The sequence below is a fragment of the Cutibacterium avidum 44067 genome (assembly GCF_000367205.1).
Taxonomy (GTDB): domain Bacteria; phylum Actinomycetota; class Actinomycetes; order Propionibacteriales; family Propionibacteriaceae; genus Cutibacterium; species Cutibacterium avidum.
The window spans coordinates 2,430,750-2,448,005 of the sequence record NC_021064.1 but is presented as its reverse complement, the minus strand read 5'-3'; the positions used below and the strand labels follow the sequence as shown (position 1 = coordinate 2,448,005).

The window sequence follows — 17,256 nt, the reverse complement described above, 5'->3', positions numbered from 1 at the left end:
GATGGCCAGCGTCAAGCCCACCAAGGACCGAGGCCGGTACACCAACGATCTTTCCGCTGTAACGCGGCAGGCAGCGAACATGCTCCTGCTGCGGCCACTGGTGTGGAAATTGGTCAAGGTGTCCGTGCACGGTGCGGACAATCTCGACGGGCTCGACGGTGCCTACGTGGCCGTCGCGAACCACTCCTCCCACCTCGATGCCCCGCTGGTCTTCGGGGCGCTGCCGAAGCGACTCTCCAAGTATCTGGCAACCGGAGCCGCAGCCGACTACTTCTTCACCGCATGGTGGAAGGCCGTCGCGCCAGTGCTCTTCTTCAACGCATTCCCGGTCGACCGAGGCAAGGGGAAGACCAAACAAGGGGCTCGCAACCCACGCTCCCATCGCGGCATGGCAGGTTCCCTGCTGACTGACGGCGTCCCACTGCTGATCTTCCCGGAAGGGACGAGGTCGCGCACCGGAGCGATGGGTACCTTCAAGCCGGGCGCTGCCGCGCTGGCGATTTCGCGCGGGGTTCCCGTCATCCCGATTGCCCTGGTAGGCGCCTGGGCTGCCATGCCTTCCGAACAGGCGGGCCTCCCCAAGGGTCGTCCCCCGGTCCACGTCGCGATCGGACACCCGATGGACCCCGTCCCCGGGGAGATCGCTCACGAGTTCTCCGAGCGGATTCGTCGTCAGGTCATTGAGCTGCACGACCAGACCGCCCGCGCCTACGGCATGCCCACCCTCGACGAGTACGGACGCCACCGCGCCTTGAGCCAAACATCTGAGAGCGGTCACGCGACGTCCCAGACCAAGGACTCGACGGCTGAGTCATCTCAGCCGAATGAAGGTCAATGATGGATCGACCGGTCAAGATCAGGGAGGTCGAGGCCTGCCGGGTCATCTCGATGACCCGGGTGGTGTCCATCGACGAACTCGATCCGTTCATGGATGAGGCCTTCAAGGCTCTAGAACGTCTCGCCCCCGGCGATCCCACTCTCGACAAGGCCTCCCCCTTCGTCATCTACCACGACGGCCTCACCGCCGAGAAAAACGGCACCGTCGAGGTGTGCCAGCCGATTCAGGGCTCCATTGATGACTCTGTGCTGCCGGGGAACGTCACCGTACGCACCGTGGACACCCATCGGGAGGCCTGGGTGACGGTCACCAAGGCCGAACTCGAGTACCCCGACATCGACGAGATCTACGACGACCTCGACGCCTGGCTGGAGGAAGCCGGAATGGTGCGTACTGACGCCCCTCGCGAGGTCTACTGGGCTAATTGGGACACCACCGGCATGGAAGATCCGGTCTGCGACGTCTGCTTCCCCATCGTCTGAGGCTCACCCGGATACGGGCATCCTCGTCCGAGCCCAAAACCAATGCGAAAGGCCCCGTCAGATGACGGGGCCTTTCGCACGAAGCCTTGGATCAGCTGTAGCGGACGGTCACCAGACCCTGTCCGGGAGCGATGGCATTCATCGCAGCGGTCGAGAGATCGAGGCAACGTCCACCGACGTAGGGACCGCGGTCATTGATACGCACGGTCACGGTACGGCCGTTGTTGACGTTGGTGACGCGGATCGTGGATCCCAGCGGGAGGGTCCGTGAAGCGGCGGTCAGGGCCGACGGATCGAAGGTCTCACCGGAAGCGGTGGGGCCACCGGCGGTGCCGTCTCCCTCGCCGTAGGTGGAGGCCACACAGGTGCTACCGCTGGTCACCGGATTCGAGGTGGATCCGGAGTTCGAACGAGATCCAGCGTTCGAACGGGAAGAGGCGGACGAGGACTCAGCCTTCTTCGTACCAACCTTGACGACCTGGGTCACCGGGGCCTTGACGACCTTGGTGGAAACCTTCTTCTCGGAAACCTTCTTGCCGTCCTTGTAGACGACGATCCAGGTCTCCTCGTTGGTGCCCTTGACGCCCTTGGTGGCGATCTCGGTCGCACCCTTGGCCATCGAGGGGGTCTCAACCCTCTTGGTGGAGAAGGGAACCGCCACGCGGCGCTTCTGGGACTTCTGATCAACCATGGTCAGGGTGATCTTCATGCCATCGGCCAGCGGGGTGCCGAGACCCGGCTTGCTGACGTCACTGGAGTCGACGGAAATCTTGGCCGCCTTGAGGGCATCGGCGACAGTCCCGACCGCGCTGACCTTCTGGGTCTTGCCACCAGCGGTGACGGTGACGTCCTTGGCAGTCTGCATGGAGAAGGACAGACCGGCGCGGGAAATGTCCAAGGAGCGCGACACCGAGACGAGGTTGTCCGGATCGGACTGGTTCAGCTGATCCAGCACCTCGGAAACGTTCTTGGCGGTGGTCCACCGGACCACCTTCTTGCCGTCGATGGTGACGACGACACGGCGTCCGTAGTTGACGGTGATGACCTGACCGTCGTGGATCTCGGAGTCCAGCGAGGGTTGGACATCGTCATGGGGGCCAACAGTGATCCCATGCTGGGCGAGGGCCTGCTTGACCGTGCCCGGCTTGACCTTGCCCTGCTCGGAGACTCCGTCCACGGAGAAGGTCACGGTGTCTCGATCAAGTGCCTGGACCATCGTGAGACCGCCAGCCGAGGTAAGGCTGAGGGCTCCGGCAATCGCGGAGGCTACAACTTTCGACATTCGACCACTTCAGTATCGGGGGCTCGAGGGCCCGGTACGGGGATCAGCGTCAGCCAAATCTGACATGCGCCAATGTGCCACCGGTGGGAGGCACGGGGTTTACCCTAGAACAGTTCCCCCGGAGAATCCAAAGATTTACTGAGAAACTTAAGATTCGCTCGTTCCTCACGTGCGTCTCGCAAGGTCCAAGCGGGGCGACGAGCCGAAGCAGACCCATGAAAAACCGCGTCATGTAGCGGTTTTGTAACCCCCGCCTCACTGCGAGCGCACCCAGCCAACTCGTCTCAGCTTCTCAGTTTGAATCGCTCACTTCCGGGTGCCAGCGCACCAGCCTCATCGAGTTCGTCACCACAAAAATCGAGCTGAAGGCCATCGCCGCGGCAGCGATGACGGGACTCAACAGGCCCACGGCGGCAACCGGGATGGCCACCACGTTGTAGGCGAAGGCCCAGAACAAGTTCTGCCGAATGGTGCGGTCCGTGGCGTGTGCCAAGGACAGGGCATCGACGGCGAGCCTCGGGTCTCCTCGGGTGCAGATGATGTCACTGGCGGCGATGGCAACGTCGGTCCCGGTTCCCATGGCGACCCCCAGATCTGCCGCCTGAAGGGCAGCGGCGTCATTGACGCCATCGCCCATCATCGCGACGCGAGTTTCGTCAGCCTGCAGCCTCTTGACGACGTCAACCTTGTCCTCGGGCATGACCTCGCTGATGACCTCGTCGATACCCAGTTCTGAGGCCACGCGTGCGGCAGCGCCGGAATTGTCACCGGTCACCAGCACCGGACGTACACCGGCACCAAGGAGGCGTTTGACGGCGATGACGGCCTCCGGCTTGATCTCGTCGCTCACCGCGATGGCGCCGAGAATGTCGTCACCTCGGCCCACGACGAGCACCGTGCGACCCTCCGCCTGGGCCTGCTCGACATTTTTCGACAGCTCGTCGGGGATGGCGTCGAAAAGTGACACCCGGCCGGCTCTCGCCGGCAACCCGTCAACAACACCGCTGACACCGAGTCCTGGCAGGGCCCGGAAGTCCTTTGCGGGGGCGATTCCGGGACATGCCTCGACGACAGCCCGCGAAATCGGGTGCTCCGACCCAGCCTCCAGCGCAGCCGCGACACCGAGGACGGGCGGGTTGTCGGAAATGCTCACCGCGCTTCCGGACTCGTCCCACACCTGGGTGACGGCCATCTGCCCGGTGGTGAGGGTTCCGGTCTTGTCCATCGCAACGGCGTCAATGTCGCGAGCCCTCTCCAGGGATCGGGCCCCCTTGATGACGATGCCCAACTTTGCTCCTCGACCGGTACCGGCGAGCAGAGCCATCGGGGTTGCCAGGCCCAGCGCACAGGGGCAGGCGATGATGAGCACTGCGACACCCGCGGTGAATGCAGCAGTGACCCCCTGCCCCAACAGACCCCACACGATCATCGTCAACACGGCGATGGCGAGAACCGTCGGCACGAAGATCGAGGAGACCTGATCGGCGAGGTCCTGGGTCTCGGAACGGCTGGTTTGAGCAGCCTCGACCAGGGAAGCGATGCGGCACAACTCGGTGTCAGTGCCAACCGCAGTGGCCTCCACGACAAGACGCCCTGACGTGTTGACGGTGGCACCGACGACGTCGTCCTCAGGCGCCACCTCCACCGGCAGGGATTCGCCGGTGACCAGGGATGCGTCGATGGCCGAGCTCCCCTCGACCACCCGGCCGTCGGTGGCCACCTTCTCCCCCGGCCGCACCACGAAATGGTCACCGACCTTGAGGGCCTCGATGGGAACCGTGACCTCCTGGCCGTCACGGACGACACGCACCGACTTCGCGCCCATCTGCAACAGGGCCTGCAGGGCAGATCCGGCCTCGGCACGATTCCGAGCCTCGATCCAACGACCCACGAGGATGAAGGTGATGACGCCGACTGACGCCTCCAAGTAGATGGCCGACGAGGGATCGGGGCGTTGCAGTGCCCACGTCATGTGATGTCGCATGCCGATCGCGCCGGCGTTGCCCCACACCAGGGCCCACACCGACCATCCCAGAGAGGCCAACGACCCCAGGCTGATGAGAGTGTCCATCGTGGTGGCACCGTGTCGCAGATTCTTCCATGCCGCTCGATGGAAGCCGGCACCGCACCAGAACACGACCGGAAGGGTGAGCGCGAGCGCGAGCCACTGCCAGCCGTCGAACTGCAGGGCGGGAATCATCGACAGCAGCATCACCGGCACCGCGAGGATGACGGCAACGATCAATTTGTTGCGGATTTTCGCCGCGTGATCCTCGGGAGGTGCTGCCGGCTCAGGCATGGCAGCGCCGTATCCAGCTGCCTCGACCACCTCGATGAGGTCGTGGACGCTGACCGGCCCGGTCGTCAGGACGTGGGCCTTGCTGGTGGCGTAGTTGACGGTGGCCTGAACCCCGTCAACCTTGTTGAGCTTCTTCGTGATCCGGGCGGCGCAGGAAGCGCAACTCATCCCGGTGATGTCGAGGTCGACGGAGGTGGGCTCCGTCTCCTCGTCCGGTTCAGGCGTGGTTCCCGAGTGGGTGAGGGTGGACATGTTCTTCCTTCGTGGACCACCCGTCGGAGTCCTGGGCGTCGGGGACAGGCGGGATCATCCGACCGCTCGAGTGGCTTCGGAGGCCGACGGGCTGTGGGGGGAGGTCAGCCTCGGGGGTCGGGACCTGACGGCGATGTGCGATCAGACCCCGGGGCCCGAGGTCGAGTGGATGTCGTCCCAAATGGGACGACGAGCCGAGCAATCTCAGGCCCGGTGTCCGCCGCAGCCGCAGCCGCCCTTCTCGGCGTGCTGGGCATGCTTGGCGACGGCCTCGTCGGAGTGCTTGTGGCCTCCACAGCCGCAACCGGACTCCTCGGCCTTCTGAGCGCCATGTCCATGACCACCGCATCCGCACTGACCACCGGGGTGCCCGGCGGTGTCGAGGGAGGCAGCCTCGGCGACGGTGTACTCGCCGGCCTCGTCAACGGCGTCGGCAACTTGACCGAAGGGGATCTCCTCGGCCGAGTCAATCGTCATGGAGCCGGACTCCAGGGAGACGGTGACCTTGTCGACACCGTCGATGACCGAGACCTCCTCGGTGATGGCCTTGACGCAGTGCTCGCAGGTCATTCCGTTGATGGTGTACGTCTTGTGCATTGTTCCTCCAGTGTGCTTGGGATCAGGCCTTGACGAGACGGGCGATGGCCTGGTTTGCCTCGCTGATCTTGTCCTCGGCCTCCTGCCCGCCGGCCTGTGCGGCACGAACCACACAGTGACTCATGTGCTCGGCCAGCAGCTCCAGGGAGACGGACTTCAGGGCCGAGGTGACTGCCGAGACCTGGGTCAGGATGTCGATGCAGTACTTTTCCTCATTGACCATTCTCTCCAGGCCTCGCACCTGCCCCTCGATCCGCTTGAGGCGTCGTAGGTGCATCTCTTTGTGACCGAGATACCCGTGTTGAGGATGGTCATTGCAACCGCAGGCTCCACGCGCCTCGCTGGACACCGACTTCTCGGCATCAGGATGAGCGGGGGGCGCCTCAGAGGTGTGGCAGCAGTCATCCGAGTGGTTCATAGGTCCTCCTCCACATGAAAATATACCCTCTGGGGGTATATGGGGCAAGAGGGTAGCCTCCCATTTCAGGACCCCAGGGGTAACACGATGTCGACCGCCTCCACGACACTTCAACACCAGCTGATCATTTTTGTCGGCTCCCTTTCCCCGGGGCACCCTCGTGACTCACGATTTCCCGGATCAGGGGTTTTCGCAACACGGCAACGCCCACTACCCCGTGGCCCCAAATGCCGCCCTGACCGGCCCCACAAACCGCTGTCCACCATCCACTGAATCGCCCCGGGATGTCTGGAGACTCCGTACTTGGGAAAGGGCGGAGTCATGCCAGGCAACACAAACAAGCGCTACCCCGCCGAGTTGAGGACCCGGGCGGTGCGGATGTATCACGAAACCCGCCCGAACTATGACAGAGATTGGCCCCCGATGGTCAGGGTCGCCGAACTGGAACAGAATTACTACGCTGGCCACACCCAGCCCCAGAAGGAGCTGGAACTGTCACACCACTGAGTCCCCGGACCCACCGGGGCGATTCACACAGACGTTGTGGATAACTCACCTTCGAGGGGACTTCCGAACGGGTGACACCACCGTCACTCACAACCGTAACGTGACCCATCCCCCAACCCGACACGCCGAAAATTTTCGTCCAATTCCTCACAACACACCCATAACCCCTAGCCAAACACAGTTTCTGGGTGAATATTCCACTCCGTATCCCCAGATCCACCGAGTTATCCACATGTTCTCCCCAGGCAGTCCCCACACATCCACTCCTTACCCACAAGGGCTGTGGAAAACTCTTCTGCAGGCGATCTCGAATCGTGGCACACTCCCGCTCGGGGAAGTGTCGGACCTTAGTGGGACCGTTGCCCCCATCCCGACGGCGAACGTCGACACATCCGTCACACCGTGTCACCCTGAAGGAGCAACCATGTCCAGCGCACCCGCCGAACCCGGACCATCCCTGGACCGCAACCCTCCCCAGGACATCGACGCCGAGAAGTCCGTCCTCGGGGCCATGCTCTCCTCCAAGGACGCCATCGCCGACGTCGTCGAGGAGCTCAAGGGTGTCGATTTCTACCGGCCCGGACACGAGCTCATCTTCAACACCATCACCGACCTCTACGGTCGCGGCGACCCGGCGGACACCGTCACCACCGCCGACGAGCTCGATCGGCGCGGGGAACTCGAACGCGCTGGCGGACGTCTGTACCTCGCCGAGCTGCTGAGCAACGTCACCGTCACCGCCAACGCCGCCTATTACGCCAAGATCGTCGCCGACAAGGCCGTGCTGCGTCGCCTCGTCGAGGCGTCGATCCGAATCGCCCAGATGGGCTACCAGGGCCAGGGAGAAGTCGCTGACATCGTCGACGCCGCCCAGCAGACCCTCTACGACGTCTCCACCCGCAAGACCAGCGAGGACTATCACCCGCTCTCGGAGCTCTTCGAGAACACCTTCGACGAGCTGGAGGCCATCGAGGCCCGTGGCGACGCCATGGCCGGCATCCCCACCGGATTCACCGACCTCGATGAGCTCACCAATGGATTCATGCCCGGCCAGATGATCATCGTCGCCGCCCGTCCTGCCATGGGTAAGTCCACCCTCGCCCTCGACTTCGCCCGCGCCGCCGCGATCAGGAACCACCTGGCAGCAGCCATCTTCAGCCTCGAGATGGGGCGCAACGAGATCGTCATGAGGCTGTTGTCCGCCGAGGCCGGGATCGAGCTGCAGCGCATGCGCTCCGGACGTCTCTCCGAGGAGGACTGGCAGCGCATGGTCGACAAGACCACGCAGATCTCGTCGGCCCCGCTCTTCATCGACGATTCGCCCAACCTGACGATGATGGAGATCCGTGCCAAGGCCCGTAGGATGAAGCAGAAGTTCGACCTCAAACTCGTCGTCATCGACTACATGCAGCTCATGACCTCCGGCAAGAAGGTGGAGTCTCGTCAGCTCGAGGTCTCCGAGTTCTCACGCCAGATCAAACTACTGGCCAAGGAGTTGGAGATCCCGGTCGTCGCCCTCTCCCAGCTCAACCGTGGACCTGAGCAGCGCAATGACAAGAAGCCGATGATGAGCGACCTGCGTGAGTCGGGTTCGCTGGAGCAGGACGCTGACGTCGTCATCCTTCTGCACCGCGAGGACGTCTACGACAAGGAGTCCCCGCGCGCCGGTGAGGCCGACATCATCGTCGCCAAGCACCGTAATGGACCGACGCGAACGGTTCCGGTCGTCTTCCAGGGTCATTACTCGCGTTTCGTCGACATGCAGCGCTGAGACCGTGACTCGGTTGAAACCCAGTACTCAGCCAACCCGCTCGGCATTACCGTGGGGGCATGGAAAGCATGCATGCCGTTGCCGTCACACGCTCCCTCCCCGTCACCGATCCCGAGTGTTTCGTTGACATTGACTTGCCGGTGCCCGAACCGGGCCCGCACGACCTCCTCGTCGAGGTGCAGGCGATCTCCGTCAACCCCATTGACGTCAAGCTGCGCAAGGGGGCTGGCACCCCGTCGACGCCCCTGGTGCTCGGTTTCGACGCCGCTTCCGTCGTGCGTGCCGTCGGTTCCGAGGTCCACGACTTCGCCGTCGGTGACGAGGTGTGGCACTCGGGGAACCGAGACCTTCCAGGCACCTACTCCCAGTTTACCCTGGTGGATTCGCGGATCGTCGCGAAGCGCCCGTCGTCCCTGACGATCGCCGAGGCTGCCTCCCTGCCGCTGACCTCCTTGACGTCCTGGGAAGCCCTCGTCGATCACATTGGCCTGGGGACCCTTGACCAGCGCAGCGACAAGGCTTTTCTCATGATCGGTGGGGCCGGCGGGGTCGGGTCCGTGGCCATCCAGCTGGCCCGCGCCATCACCAGCGGACCGGTCGTCGCGACCTCCTCGCGTCCTGAAACCGCCGAGTGGTGTCAGGACATGGGCGCCACTGGGATCATCGACCACCGCGAGCCTCTGGCCCCGCAGGTCAAGGACCTCGGGATCGACGGTTTCGACGGCGTCCTGTCGGCCTACACGCCGCCGGCATCGGCCCTGGCCGAGATCATGGCCCCCTTCGGCCACCTCGTCATGATTGACGGCACCGATTCCTTCGACCTCATGGCCTTCAAGCCGAAATCGCTGTCGGTGGCCAGCGAGTCGATGTTCACCCGTCCGCAGTTCGGCACCGCGGACGTCGCCAAGCAGGGCCAGGCTCTCGCTCGTATCGCACAGCTGGTGGAGAACGGCCAGATCCGCCCGACGATGACCCGCCACATCGAGGGACTGACGGCTCAGCACGTCCGCGAGGCCACCGAGATCGTCGAGTCCGGCGGCATGATCGGCAAGGTCGTCATCACCCTCTGACGCTCCGCGAGAGTCACTCGCACCGTTGCATATGGCTCAGAACACAACTGAACCCCCGGCTCACCGGGGGTTCAGTTGACTTGCGTAACTGGAGAAAAAGAACTCAGGCAGCGTGCTGACAGGTCGGGCAGGTGCAATCCTCGCAGGTGCAGTTGGCGCAGGAATCGCTGCAATGGCCACACTCGCACGTCTTGTGATCGCAGGTCGGGCAGGTGCAATCCTCACAAGTGCAGTTGGCACAGGAATCGTCGCAGTGACCACACTGACAGGTGGTGCACTCGTCGTAGTGGCCGTCGTGCTCATGGTGAGCATGGCCGCCATGAATGTAGTCCACGTGATCGTGGTGGATGACAGCCTCGTGGCCGCAGTTCGGGCCGTGGGTGTGGTGGTGGGTCTCAGCGGGACGATGCTCAGTGGTGACAGTCATGGTCGTGCTCCTTCATGTGGTTGAAGGCGTCCAGAAAGATGGACGCCACATGGTCGTCAATGAGCGAGTACATGGCTTTCTGCCCGTCCTTACGCGCAGATACGAGATGCGCGCTTCGCAACACCTTGAGGTGGTGGGAGACCAGCGGCTGCTTGACGCCGACGATCTCCGACAGTTCTCCAACCGATGCCTCACCATCAGTGAGGCGATTGACGATCCGTGCCCGAATCGGATTCGCCAAGGCGGAGAACAGCCGAACGACGGGGTCGAATTCCCCCGATTCCACGTCCTTGCTCATGTCCACGACTGTATATCAGGAGATTTGTATATACAACTATTTTGATGGATATCATTCTCATCTTCATCTGGGTGGCACCGCCCGGTTCGGTACCTAGACTCGGGTTATGAAGTTAAACAAGGCTGAAGACGTCAACACCGCCGAGGTCGCCGGCATGGGACTGGTCGGAGGCTGGCTTACCGCCCGCGCCACCGGCGTCCGAGGACTCGGCGGAGTGGTGCTCGCAACTGCCGGTAGCTGGGCCGGACGCACCTGGCTCGCCAAGAGCGGTCCGACGATCGCCGGCGTTCTGGGGGCGACCTATCTGGGTGCCTTTGGCGCCTCCCACGGGTTGGCGAAGAAGATCGGCGCATGGCCCGCCGTCATCACTGTGACTGCTGCCACGTGCACCGCCTGCCACTTCCTGTGCGACACCAAGGAGTGATCGACCTCTCGGCCCCAGCCACCGACGTTGCCCCGCTGCTCCTCGGGGCGACGATCTGGCACGGACCGGTGGCAGTTCGTCTCACTGAGGTCGAGGCGTACACGGGGCTCGACGATCCCGCGTCCCATGCCTTCCGTGGACCGACTCCACGCGCCCGCGTGATGTTTGGACCGCCTTCACACGTCTACGTGTACCTGTCCTATGGCATGCATCGCTGCGTGAACCTCGTCTGCTCCCCCGACGGTGTGGCCTCGGCGGTCCTGCTGCGCGGCGGACGAGTGATCGCCGGCGAGGAAGATGCTCGCCTTCGCCGCGGAGGGGTCCCCGAGAACCGTCTCGCCTGCGGACCGGGAAATATGGGCTCGGCCCTGGGAGCAACCCTCGAGGAGTCGGGGGATCCGGTGGAACTCATCGACCCCGACGCCACATCGACGTCCGGCTGGCGGCTCCAACCCGCGGACCACCCCGTCGAATTTCGTCAAGGCCCCCGGGTGGGGATCAGCAGAAATGTCGACGCCCCCTGGCGGTGGTGGATCCCCGAGGACCCCACTGTTTCTGGGCCTCGGAAGTAGGAATCCGCCTGCGGCTTACCGCGATCGGGGCCCGTCGGCCACCCCGAGCCCACGGTCCTCGGTCACGATGACAAAAATCCCGACCCACCGGGGGCCTCATCACTGGAGTGATGGAACCCTTCGTGAGCCGGGAATTTTCGACACAGGGTATAAACGCGGGTCAAGGACACCGGCCCCACCAGGGGCACGAAGCGCGCCAGTCACGATCCCAAACACCAAGGTCACCACCACGAGCACGTAAAAGGCCGGGACCCGCCCCCACAGCAGGTCCCGGCCGACTCCGGATCACAGGAGGTCCGGCGAAACTGAGCCCCACGCCATCGAAGAGCGGTCCGACTCAGTAGGTCTCGATCAGTCGAGCAGGTCGTCCGACAGTCCGAGGGAATGGTGAAGCAGCCACACCGGATGGACGATCTTGACTCCCGAGGACTTCGAGATCTGCCAACGGCAGGTCTCGGTGTCGCAGACGCCGATGCCCTCGTTGTGATCCTGCATGTGCTTGAACACACCTGCCCCGATCTTCTGAGCAACCTCGTAGCGCTCGGCCTTCAGACCGTAAGTACCGGCGATGCCACAGCACGGCTCGTTGGACTCCAGCACCTTGACACCCGGGATGAGCTCCATGAGCTGCACGGCCGGGAATCCCATGCCCTGGCTCTTGACCTGGCAGGGCTGGTGGTAAGGAACCGTGATGTCGATCGGACGGAACTGCGAGGCATCGAGCTCACCATTGCGGTACTCGTCCATGAGGAACTCCGAGAAGTCCCGGGAGCGCACCGACACGTCGTGCAGACGAGGATCGTCAACACCCATGATCTCGTGGGCCTCGTGCTTCATCATGCCGACGCAGGAACCCGACGAGGACACGATCGTCAGTCCCTTGCCGAGGCTGATGATCTTGTCGCACAGGTTGAGGATGTCCTTGGTGGCACCCTCGAACAGGCCGTTCGACTGCTTCGCCAGACCACAGCAGCCCTGCTTCGGGACGAGGACCTCGTAGCCCAGGTGCTCGAGCACCTCGATGGACTTCTTGGAGGTCTCGGTCTCGAAGTAGCCACCGGCACAGCCCTGGAAGAAGACGATCGGACCCTTGGTGGCCGGCTTGGCCGGCTTGTGGTGGCGCATCCACTTGCTGAGGGTCTCGGTCTGAGCGATCGGCATCGGGGCGTCGCGATGGACCTTGATGATCTTCTCGACAGCGATACGGATCGGCTTCTGCTTAAGGCCCCAGTTGGCCAGCGGAGCGATCGGGGACAGCACGCGTCCCTCAAGGGTGGTCAGCGGGATGAGGCGGTCACGCAGCGGAACACCATTCTGGTGCTTCATCTTCATGGCGGCCTGCTCGTTGAGCTCCGCGATCTTCACGCCCTGCGGACAGTGCAGGGTGCAGATGCCGCAGAAGTTGCACCACTCCAGGGAGTGGTCAACGGACGCTCCGTCACGGTAACGCTCACCCTGCGGGCCGTTGTACTTCGGACCGGTGTAGAGCGGGGTGGCCTTGGCGACCGGGCACATCGTCTCGCAGATCGTGCACTTGACGCAGGCGTCGAGCGACTGGCGCGAGACCTCGTGTCCGGCGAATGTCTCCTCGATAACACCCATGATCAGTTCCTTTCCTTGGTCGCAGCAGCTGCCCCGACCGACGACAGGATGGCATCGGCGGCCTTGATGGCCGAGCCGAGGGCGATGCCCTCACCCGACTTCTCCTGCCACCTGGTGGCGCCGGCGATCACGCCACCGGAAGCGTAGACATTGGAATGGACGGGCTTGCCCTGGTAGGTGACGAGCATGTTCTCGTCCACCTCGACGCCACACAAGAAGAGCGGCTGCGGGGAACCCCAGTAGTCGCCGTGGACCAGGCCCTCCTCCTCGACGCCCTCCGGCATGGTGACCGGGAGGTCGAGGATGGTCTCGTGCAGCTTGCCGTGGGAGTCGAGCTTGAGGGCTCCGGACTCGAAGCCACCACCAGCGAGGACGACGGCGTCCGCCTTGATGTCCTTGCCGGCGCCGGCAGTGCCGACATGCACGGAAACGACCTTGCCGTCGACGACCTTGCAACCGGTGACCTTGGAGCCGAGCACGTAATCGACGCGCTCGTTCTTGGCGGTCACGACGAGCTTGTTGTTGAGACGCATGCCTGGCACGCAGGGCGGCAGGGACGCGATCTCGAACACCTTGGCTCCGAGGATCTTGCTGAAATCAGCAAGAACCTCGGCGTGGTTGTCGATGCCGAGGACAGCCGGCAGGGCGACGATCTCACCGGGGTTGACGAATCCCTTGAGGCCCTCGGCCAGCATCCGACGGGCACGAGCGTTGTCGAGGGAGCGCGCCATGTTCAGGCCGGTGGCGTCATACTCACCCTTGCGGGGCTCGAAGTCGACGACGACGGCGCGGGCGGAGGCGTGGCCACCGCCGGGCAGCTCGGTGCGATCGATGTTCTGGGCGATGAGGCCTGCGTGGAAGTCCTTGTACTGGGCCAGACCGATGACGACGACCTTGTCGCCGTCCTTGAGGTTGCCGTTGATCATCGACGGCGGGACCAGGGCGGTGGGACGGATCGCGCCAACAGCGGTCGGCAAATTGATCGTCGACTCGGCGTCGCCGACCAGGAAGGACTCACCGACGACCTCCCGCAGGAAGTCGATGCCCTCCTTGACAGCCTCCACGCCGATCTTGGCGTAGGGGTGCTCGGGGTGCTCGGAGGCGTACTTCTTGACGGCCTCGTAAGGCTTCTCGACGCGCTCAGGGGTGTAACCGAGGACGTCAATGGTGCCCTGGCCCAGCTGCAGGCCGCCGACACCCTTGGTGACGAGGGTCACACGGGCGCCACCACGGCGAAGACGCAGGGCGGTGATCAGGCCGGCCAGGCCCGATCCGACAACGACGACGTGCGGCGCCTTGAAGCGGTCGGAGGTCGGCGATGAGGTGGTAACGGTTGCGGTGCTCACAGCTCGACCTCCTGCTGCGGGGTGGGAAGGTGCTCGACGTCGAAGGTGCCCTGGAAGATCCAGTCGTCGAGGACAGTCTGACGAACCTGCTCGCCGTAGAGGATCGGCCACAGGCCAATCCAACGGTTCTTGAGGAACAGACGCAGCAGGCCGGTGGCGCGCTCGGCGTCGATGTTACCCTCCTCGACGGCAACGCCGGTGGCGCGCATCGAGCAGAAGCCGCCCTGGCAGGGGCCCATGCCCAGACGCAGCTGACGACGCAGGTCGTCGAAGGTGGCGTCGGGCTGCTCGGCCAGCAAGTCGGTGAACATCTTGCGGCTCATCAGCTCACACTCACAGATGATCTGGTCGTCGAGCTTCTCGGACATCGGGACGGCTTCGGGGTCGCCACCGCGAACCAGGCCAGTGCTGGCGCGACGCTCCTCGTTCTCACCCAGACGATGGGTGATGAGGTAGTTCTTGCCGACGGTCGAACCGGGTACGGCCTCCTCGGCGGTACGGCAGGGGCGGTCGTCACCAAGCTGCTCACACATGACGTCGACGACGTTCTGGGCCATCAGACGGTAGGTGGTGAGCTTGCCACCAATGATCGACACGATGCCATTGACACCGTCGCGGGAACCGTGGTCGAGGATGCTCATACCGCGGGACATGTGACGGGTATCGGTAGCGGCAACTCGCTTGTCCTTGAACAGCGGGCGGGCACCGGCCCAGGCGTGCACGGCACGGGCCTCGCGGAATCCGGGGACCAGAGCCTCGCCGGAGTCGAGCATCTGCTGCACCTCGTTGCGCGGGATGGACAGACGCTCTGGATCGTCAGCCTTGACGTCAGTGGTGCCGATGATCGACACGGTGTGCACCGGTACGAGGATGTCGCCGTCAGTCGGGTAGATGCAGCGGTTGACAACCGTGTTCACCAGACGGTGATTCATGGCGATCATGATGCCGCGGCCGGGGACGACATCGACGTCGTGACAGCCGACGAGCTCGGCAATACGTCCGGCCCACGGGCCGGCGGTGTTGATGACGAATTTGCAGTCGATGCGGATCTGCTCGTCGTGCTTGAGGTCGTGTGCGACGACCGCGGTGATCTGGTCTCCCTCACGGATGATCTCGGTGACGGCGGTGTAGGTCATCACCTTGGCGCCGTACTCGATGGCAGAGTGAGCAGCTCCCCAGACCATCTGCCAGCCGTCGACCGAACCGTCCTGAACGGCGAAGGCACGCTTGATGCCGGGGTTCACGCGGGGCTCGCGGCGCAGCGCCTCAGCAGTGGAGATCTCCTCGAAGGGAACCTTCGACTTCCTGGCACCCTCGATCCACTGATCGGAGAACTCCAGGTCGTCCTCCGGGGTGACCACGAAGAGTCCACCGGTCTTCTCCACGGCGTCGGCGTGGATGCGAGTGACAATTGCGTTCTCCTCGGCGCACTCCGTCGCCGACCCGGGATCAGACACGACGTAACGGCCACCGGAGTGGAGCAGGCCGTGGTACCGACCGGTCGTCCCTTGGCCGAGGTCGGCCTTGTCCAACAGAACGGCGCGGTATCCACGCATCGCGACGTCCCGCACGACGCCCGCACCGGTGGCACCGCCACCGATGACGACGACGTCTGCGTCCATGGTCCTCATTGAATGCTCCCTTCGAAACCATCCGGCATGTGGGGTGTGGCGCAAGGGGTTCTCGGTGCCCCGCCACCGTTGCCAGGTACTTCTCAAGGTTAGGGAAAACAATGGGCCACAACCACCAGAACCGGCTTTTGTGCATGTTCACGCAGACTCTTGGGAACGGACGTGCAAACGGCTTCATGGCGCGGTTTTCACCCGATTACACCTCGCCTCCAGCGTCGCAATTTAGGCAAAAAATAACTTGTTTAAATAGCAGAAAGACAAGAAGGACAATTGTGTGAATAACCACCCATCCTCACCTTGGGACAATTCCTACCGCGTCATCACGTGGTCTCCTCGCTGTCACAGGACAGAGTTGGGCCAGGTCTCCCGACAGCAGGGTCCTGCCGCCGAAAATCGGACTTGCTGCCGCAACGCTGTGAGCGAACGGGTCACTCCACCGGAGTCTCGGCCGACTCCCCCGACAGCACCTTTGCGATGTTGCGCGCAGCCAGCCGGCTCATGACCTCACGGGTCGGCAGGGCAGCTGATCCGATGTGCGGCAACAACACAACGTTCTCCATCGTCATCAGATCCCCAGTGATCGTCGGCTCGTCCTCGAACACGTCCAGGCCGGCACCGGCGATCGACCCAGCTTTGAGAGCCTGGACGAGAGCAGCTTCGTCGACACAGGCACCACGTGCGGTGTTGACGAGGTAGGCGGTCTCCTTCATGGTGGCCAGGGCGTCAGCATTGATGACATGGCGGGTCTGGTCGGTGAGCGGGCAGTGCAGGGAGACGGCGTCAGAGGCGGCGAGGAGCTCGTCGAGCTCGACACGACGAGTCGGCTGGGTGTTCGGATTGACGGCGTCGATCGCTGCGACATCCTTCTCGTGACGGGCGTTGTAGATGACGTTCATGCCAAATGCAGCAGCGCGTCGGGCCATCGCCTCGCCGATCTGTCCCAGGCCGATGATGCCGAGGGTGGCTCCCTGCAGACCAGCACCCAACATGAAGGTGTGGTCGTAACGCCAGGCCTTGCCGGCACGCACCCAACGCTCCGCCTCGCCGGTGCGGCGGGTGACCTCGAGCAGCAGGGTGAACGCAAGATCAGCAGTGGCCTCATGGAGGACACCTGGGGTCGAGGTCACGACCACTCCGGCTTGCCTGGCGGCGTCAAGGTCAATGTTGTTGAACCCTGCGGCGCACTGTCCGATGACCCTGAGTTTCTCACCCTTCCCGATCATCTCGGCGTCGAGGGGGTCGGACAAGCTGGTCAGGAGTGCGTCGGCGGTGACGATCTGGTCGGCGATTTCCTGGCGATCCATGAAATGGTCGCCGCCCACGATCTCGTGACCGGGGAGTTCCTCGTTGACAACGGACATGAGCTGCGGTGCGGTGACGATGATGCGAGCCATGGCATCACTGTAGGTGAACACGACCCATCGAAACAGGGCGTCGCAC

17 protein-coding genes are annotated in these 17,256 nt (G+C 63.7%); 7 read left to right on the top strand and 10 right to left on the bottom strand.

Annotated features, from left to right (window positions below):
* Position 1: 1 nt before the first annotated feature.
* Both PALO_RS11135 and PALO_RS11130 read left to right on the top strand, forming a co-directional pair.
* Complete coding sequence (locus tag PALO_RS11135; RefSeq protein WP_004809801.1) at positions 2-838, top strand: lysophospholipid acyltransferase family protein; 837 nt, start codon at positions 2-4, stop codon at positions 836-838.
* Positions 838-1,320: a GyrI-like domain-containing protein gene (locus PALO_RS11130; protein WP_015583627.1), complete on the top strand. Its 483-nt coding sequence runs from the start codon at positions 838-840 to the stop codon at positions 1,318-1,320. Before PALO_RS11135 ends, PALO_RS11130 begins: the two co-directional genes overlap by 1 nt.
* A gap of 91 nt (positions 1,321-1,411) precedes the next feature.
* On the opposite strand, the gene PALO_RS11125 is transcribed toward PALO_RS11130, so the two are convergent.
* From PALO_RS11125 to PALO_RS13195, 4 genes are all read right to left on the bottom strand, one after another.
* Positions 1,412-2,602 (bottom strand): septal ring lytic transglycosylase RlpA family protein, encoded by a 1,191-nt coding sequence (locus PALO_RS11125; protein ID WP_004809804.1) that lies wholly within the window; start codon positions 2,600-2,602, stop codon positions 1,412-1,414.
* A gap of 292 nt (positions 2,603-2,894) precedes the next feature.
* Entirely contained in the window at positions 2,895-5,153 is a 2,259-nt protein-coding gene (locus PALO_RS11120) for a heavy metal translocating P-type ATPase (protein ID WP_015583626.1), read from the bottom strand.
* A 204-nt stretch (positions 5,154-5,357) separates the two neighbouring features.
* Entirely contained in the window at positions 5,358-5,750 is a 393-nt protein-coding gene (locus tag PALO_RS11115; RefSeq protein WP_004809808.1) for a heavy-metal-associated domain-containing protein, read from the bottom strand.
* 22 nt (positions 5,751-5,772) lie between these two features.
* Positions 5,773-6,168, bottom strand: a complete 396-nt coding sequence (locus PALO_RS13195) for a metal-sensitive transcriptional regulator (protein ID WP_015583625.1) — start codon at positions 6,166-6,168, stop codon at positions 5,773-5,775.
* Positions 6,169-6,489: 321 nt separating this feature from the next.
* On the opposite strand from PALO_RS13195, the gene PALO_RS12545 reads away from it, so the two are divergent.
* The 3 genes from PALO_RS12545 to PALO_RS11095 all read left to right on the top strand — a co-directional run bounded on the left by PALO_RS12545 (position 6,490) and on the right by PALO_RS11095 (position 9,516).
* Entirely contained in the window at positions 6,490-6,675 is a 186-nt protein-coding gene (locus tag PALO_RS12545) for a hypothetical protein (RefSeq protein WP_015583624.1), read from the top strand.
* 424 nt (positions 6,676-7,099) lie between these two features.
* Positions 7,100-8,446, top strand: a complete 1,347-nt coding sequence (dnaB, locus tag PALO_RS11100) for a replicative DNA helicase (protein WP_004809813.1) — start codon at positions 7,100-7,102, stop codon at positions 8,444-8,446.
* Between the two features lie 59 nt (positions 8,447-8,505).
* On the top strand, positions 8,506-9,516 hold the full coding sequence (locus PALO_RS11095; RefSeq protein WP_041710168.1) for a zinc-binding alcohol dehydrogenase family protein: 1,011 nt from the start codon (positions 8,506-8,508) through the stop codon (positions 9,514-9,516).
* A 103-nt stretch (positions 9,517-9,619) separates the two neighbouring features.
* On the opposite strand, the gene PALO_RS11090 is transcribed toward PALO_RS11095, so the two are convergent.
* Both PALO_RS11090 and PALO_RS11085 read right to left on the bottom strand, forming a co-directional pair.
* Positions 9,620-9,943 (bottom strand): hypothetical protein, encoded by a 324-nt coding sequence (locus PALO_RS11090; RefSeq protein ID WP_015583622.1) that lies wholly within the window; start codon positions 9,941-9,943, stop codon positions 9,620-9,622.
* A complete protein-coding gene (locus tag PALO_RS11085; RefSeq protein ID WP_036901520.1) occupies positions 9,927-10,241 on the bottom strand; it encodes an ArsR/SmtB family transcription factor in 315 nt (104 codons plus the stop codon). The genes PALO_RS11090 and PALO_RS11085 overlap by 17 nt, the downstream gene beginning before the upstream one ends.
* A gap of 106 nt (positions 10,242-10,347) precedes the next feature.
* On the opposite strand from PALO_RS11085, the gene PALO_RS11080 reads away from it, so the two are divergent.
* Both PALO_RS11080 and PALO_RS11075 read left to right on the top strand, forming a co-directional pair.
* The gene (locus PALO_RS11080; protein WP_015583620.1) at positions 10,348-10,665 is read left to right on the top strand and encodes a hypothetical protein; all 318 of its coding nucleotides are present in this window, start codon (positions 10,348-10,350) and stop codon (positions 10,663-10,665) included.
* Positions 10,662-11,237, top strand: a complete 576-nt coding sequence (locus PALO_RS11075) for a DNA-3-methyladenine glycosylase (protein ID WP_004809819.1) — start codon at positions 10,662-10,664, stop codon at positions 11,235-11,237. Before PALO_RS11080 ends, PALO_RS11075 begins: the two co-directional genes overlap by 4 nt.
* 351 nt (positions 11,238-11,588) lie before the next feature.
* Here the strand turns inward: PALO_RS11075 and PALO_RS11070 are convergent, their stop codons facing one another.
* From PALO_RS11070 to PALO_RS11055, 4 genes are all read right to left on the bottom strand, one after another.
* Positions 11,589-12,839, bottom strand: coding sequence for an anaerobic glycerol-3-phosphate dehydrogenase subunit C (locus PALO_RS11070; RefSeq protein ID WP_015583619.1), 1,251 nt, complete (start codon positions 12,837-12,839; stop codon positions 11,589-11,591).
* A gap of 2 nt (positions 12,840-12,841) precedes the next feature.
* The gene (gene glpB / locus PALO_RS11065) at positions 12,842-14,185 is read right to left on the bottom strand and encodes a glycerol-3-phosphate dehydrogenase subunit GlpB (RefSeq protein ID WP_015583618.1); all 1,344 of its coding nucleotides are present in this window, start codon (positions 14,183-14,185) and stop codon (positions 12,842-12,844) included.
* Positions 14,182-15,816, bottom strand: coding sequence for an anaerobic glycerol-3-phosphate dehydrogenase subunit GlpA (glpA, locus tag PALO_RS11060; RefSeq protein ID WP_004809824.1), 1,635 nt, complete (start codon positions 15,814-15,816; stop codon positions 14,182-14,184). Before glpA ends, glpB begins: the two co-directional genes overlap by 4 nt.
* Before the next feature lie 428 nt (positions 15,817-16,244).
* Positions 16,245-17,210: a 2-hydroxyacid dehydrogenase gene (locus PALO_RS11055; protein ID WP_041710337.1), complete on the bottom strand. Its 966-nt coding sequence runs from the start codon at positions 17,208-17,210 to the stop codon at positions 16,245-16,247.
* Positions 17,211-17,256 lie beyond the last annotated feature (46 nt).

What these genes read in the sequence shown, in the direction of transcription:
- PALO_RS11135 (WP_004809801.1), top strand. Translation starts at nt 2, where the DNA reads ATGGCCAGCGTCAAGCCCACCAAGGACCGAGGCCGGTACACCAACGAT.
- PALO_RS11130 (WP_015583627.1), top strand. Translation starts at nt 838, where the DNA reads ATGGATCGACCGGTCAAGATCAGGGAGGTCGAGGCCTGCCGGGTCATC.
- PALO_RS11125 (WP_004809804.1), bottom strand. Translation starts at nt 2,602, where the DNA reads ATGTCGAAAGTTGTAGCCTCCGCGATTGCCGGAGCCCTCAGCCTTACC.
- PALO_RS11120 (WP_015583626.1), bottom strand. Translation starts at nt 5,153, where the DNA reads ATGTCCACCCTCACCCACTCGGGAACCACGCCTGAACCGGACGAGGAG.
- PALO_RS11115 (WP_004809808.1), bottom strand. Translation starts at nt 5,750, where the DNA reads ATGCACAAGACGTACACCATCAACGGAATGACCTGCGAGCACTGCGTC.
- PALO_RS13195 (WP_015583625.1), bottom strand. Translation starts at nt 6,168, where the DNA reads ATGAACCACTCGGATGACTGCTGCCACACCTCTGAGGCGCCCCCCGCT.
- PALO_RS12545 (WP_015583624.1), top strand. Translation starts at nt 6,490, where the DNA reads ATGCCAGGCAACACAAACAAGCGCTACCCCGCCGAGTTGAGGACCCGG.
- dnaB (WP_004809813.1), top strand. Translation starts at nt 7,100, where the DNA reads ATGTCCAGCGCACCCGCCGAACCCGGACCATCCCTGGACCGCAACCCT.
- PALO_RS11095 (WP_041710168.1), top strand. Translation starts at nt 8,506, where the DNA reads ATGGAAAGCATGCATGCCGTTGCCGTCACACGCTCCCTCCCCGTCACC.
- PALO_RS11090 (WP_015583622.1), bottom strand. Translation starts at nt 9,943, where the DNA reads ATGACTGTCACCACTGAGCATCGTCCCGCTGAGACCCACCACCACACC.
- PALO_RS11085 (WP_036901520.1), bottom strand. Translation starts at nt 10,241, where the DNA reads ATGAGCAAGGACGTGGAATCGGGGGAATTCGACCCCGTCGTTCGGCTG.
- PALO_RS11080 (WP_015583620.1), top strand. Translation starts at nt 10,348, where the DNA reads ATGAAGTTAAACAAGGCTGAAGACGTCAACACCGCCGAGGTCGCCGGC.
- PALO_RS11070 (WP_015583619.1), bottom strand. Translation starts at nt 12,839, where the DNA reads ATGGGTGTTATCGAGGAGACATTCGCCGGACACGAGGTCTCGCGCCAG.
- glpA (WP_004809824.1), bottom strand. Translation starts at nt 15,816, where the DNA reads ATGAGGACCATGGACGCAGACGTCGTCGTCATCGGTGGCGGTGCCACC.
- PALO_RS11055 (WP_041710337.1), bottom strand. Translation starts at nt 17,210, where the DNA reads ATGGCTCGCATCATCGTCACCGCACCGCAGCTCATGTCCGTTGTCAAC.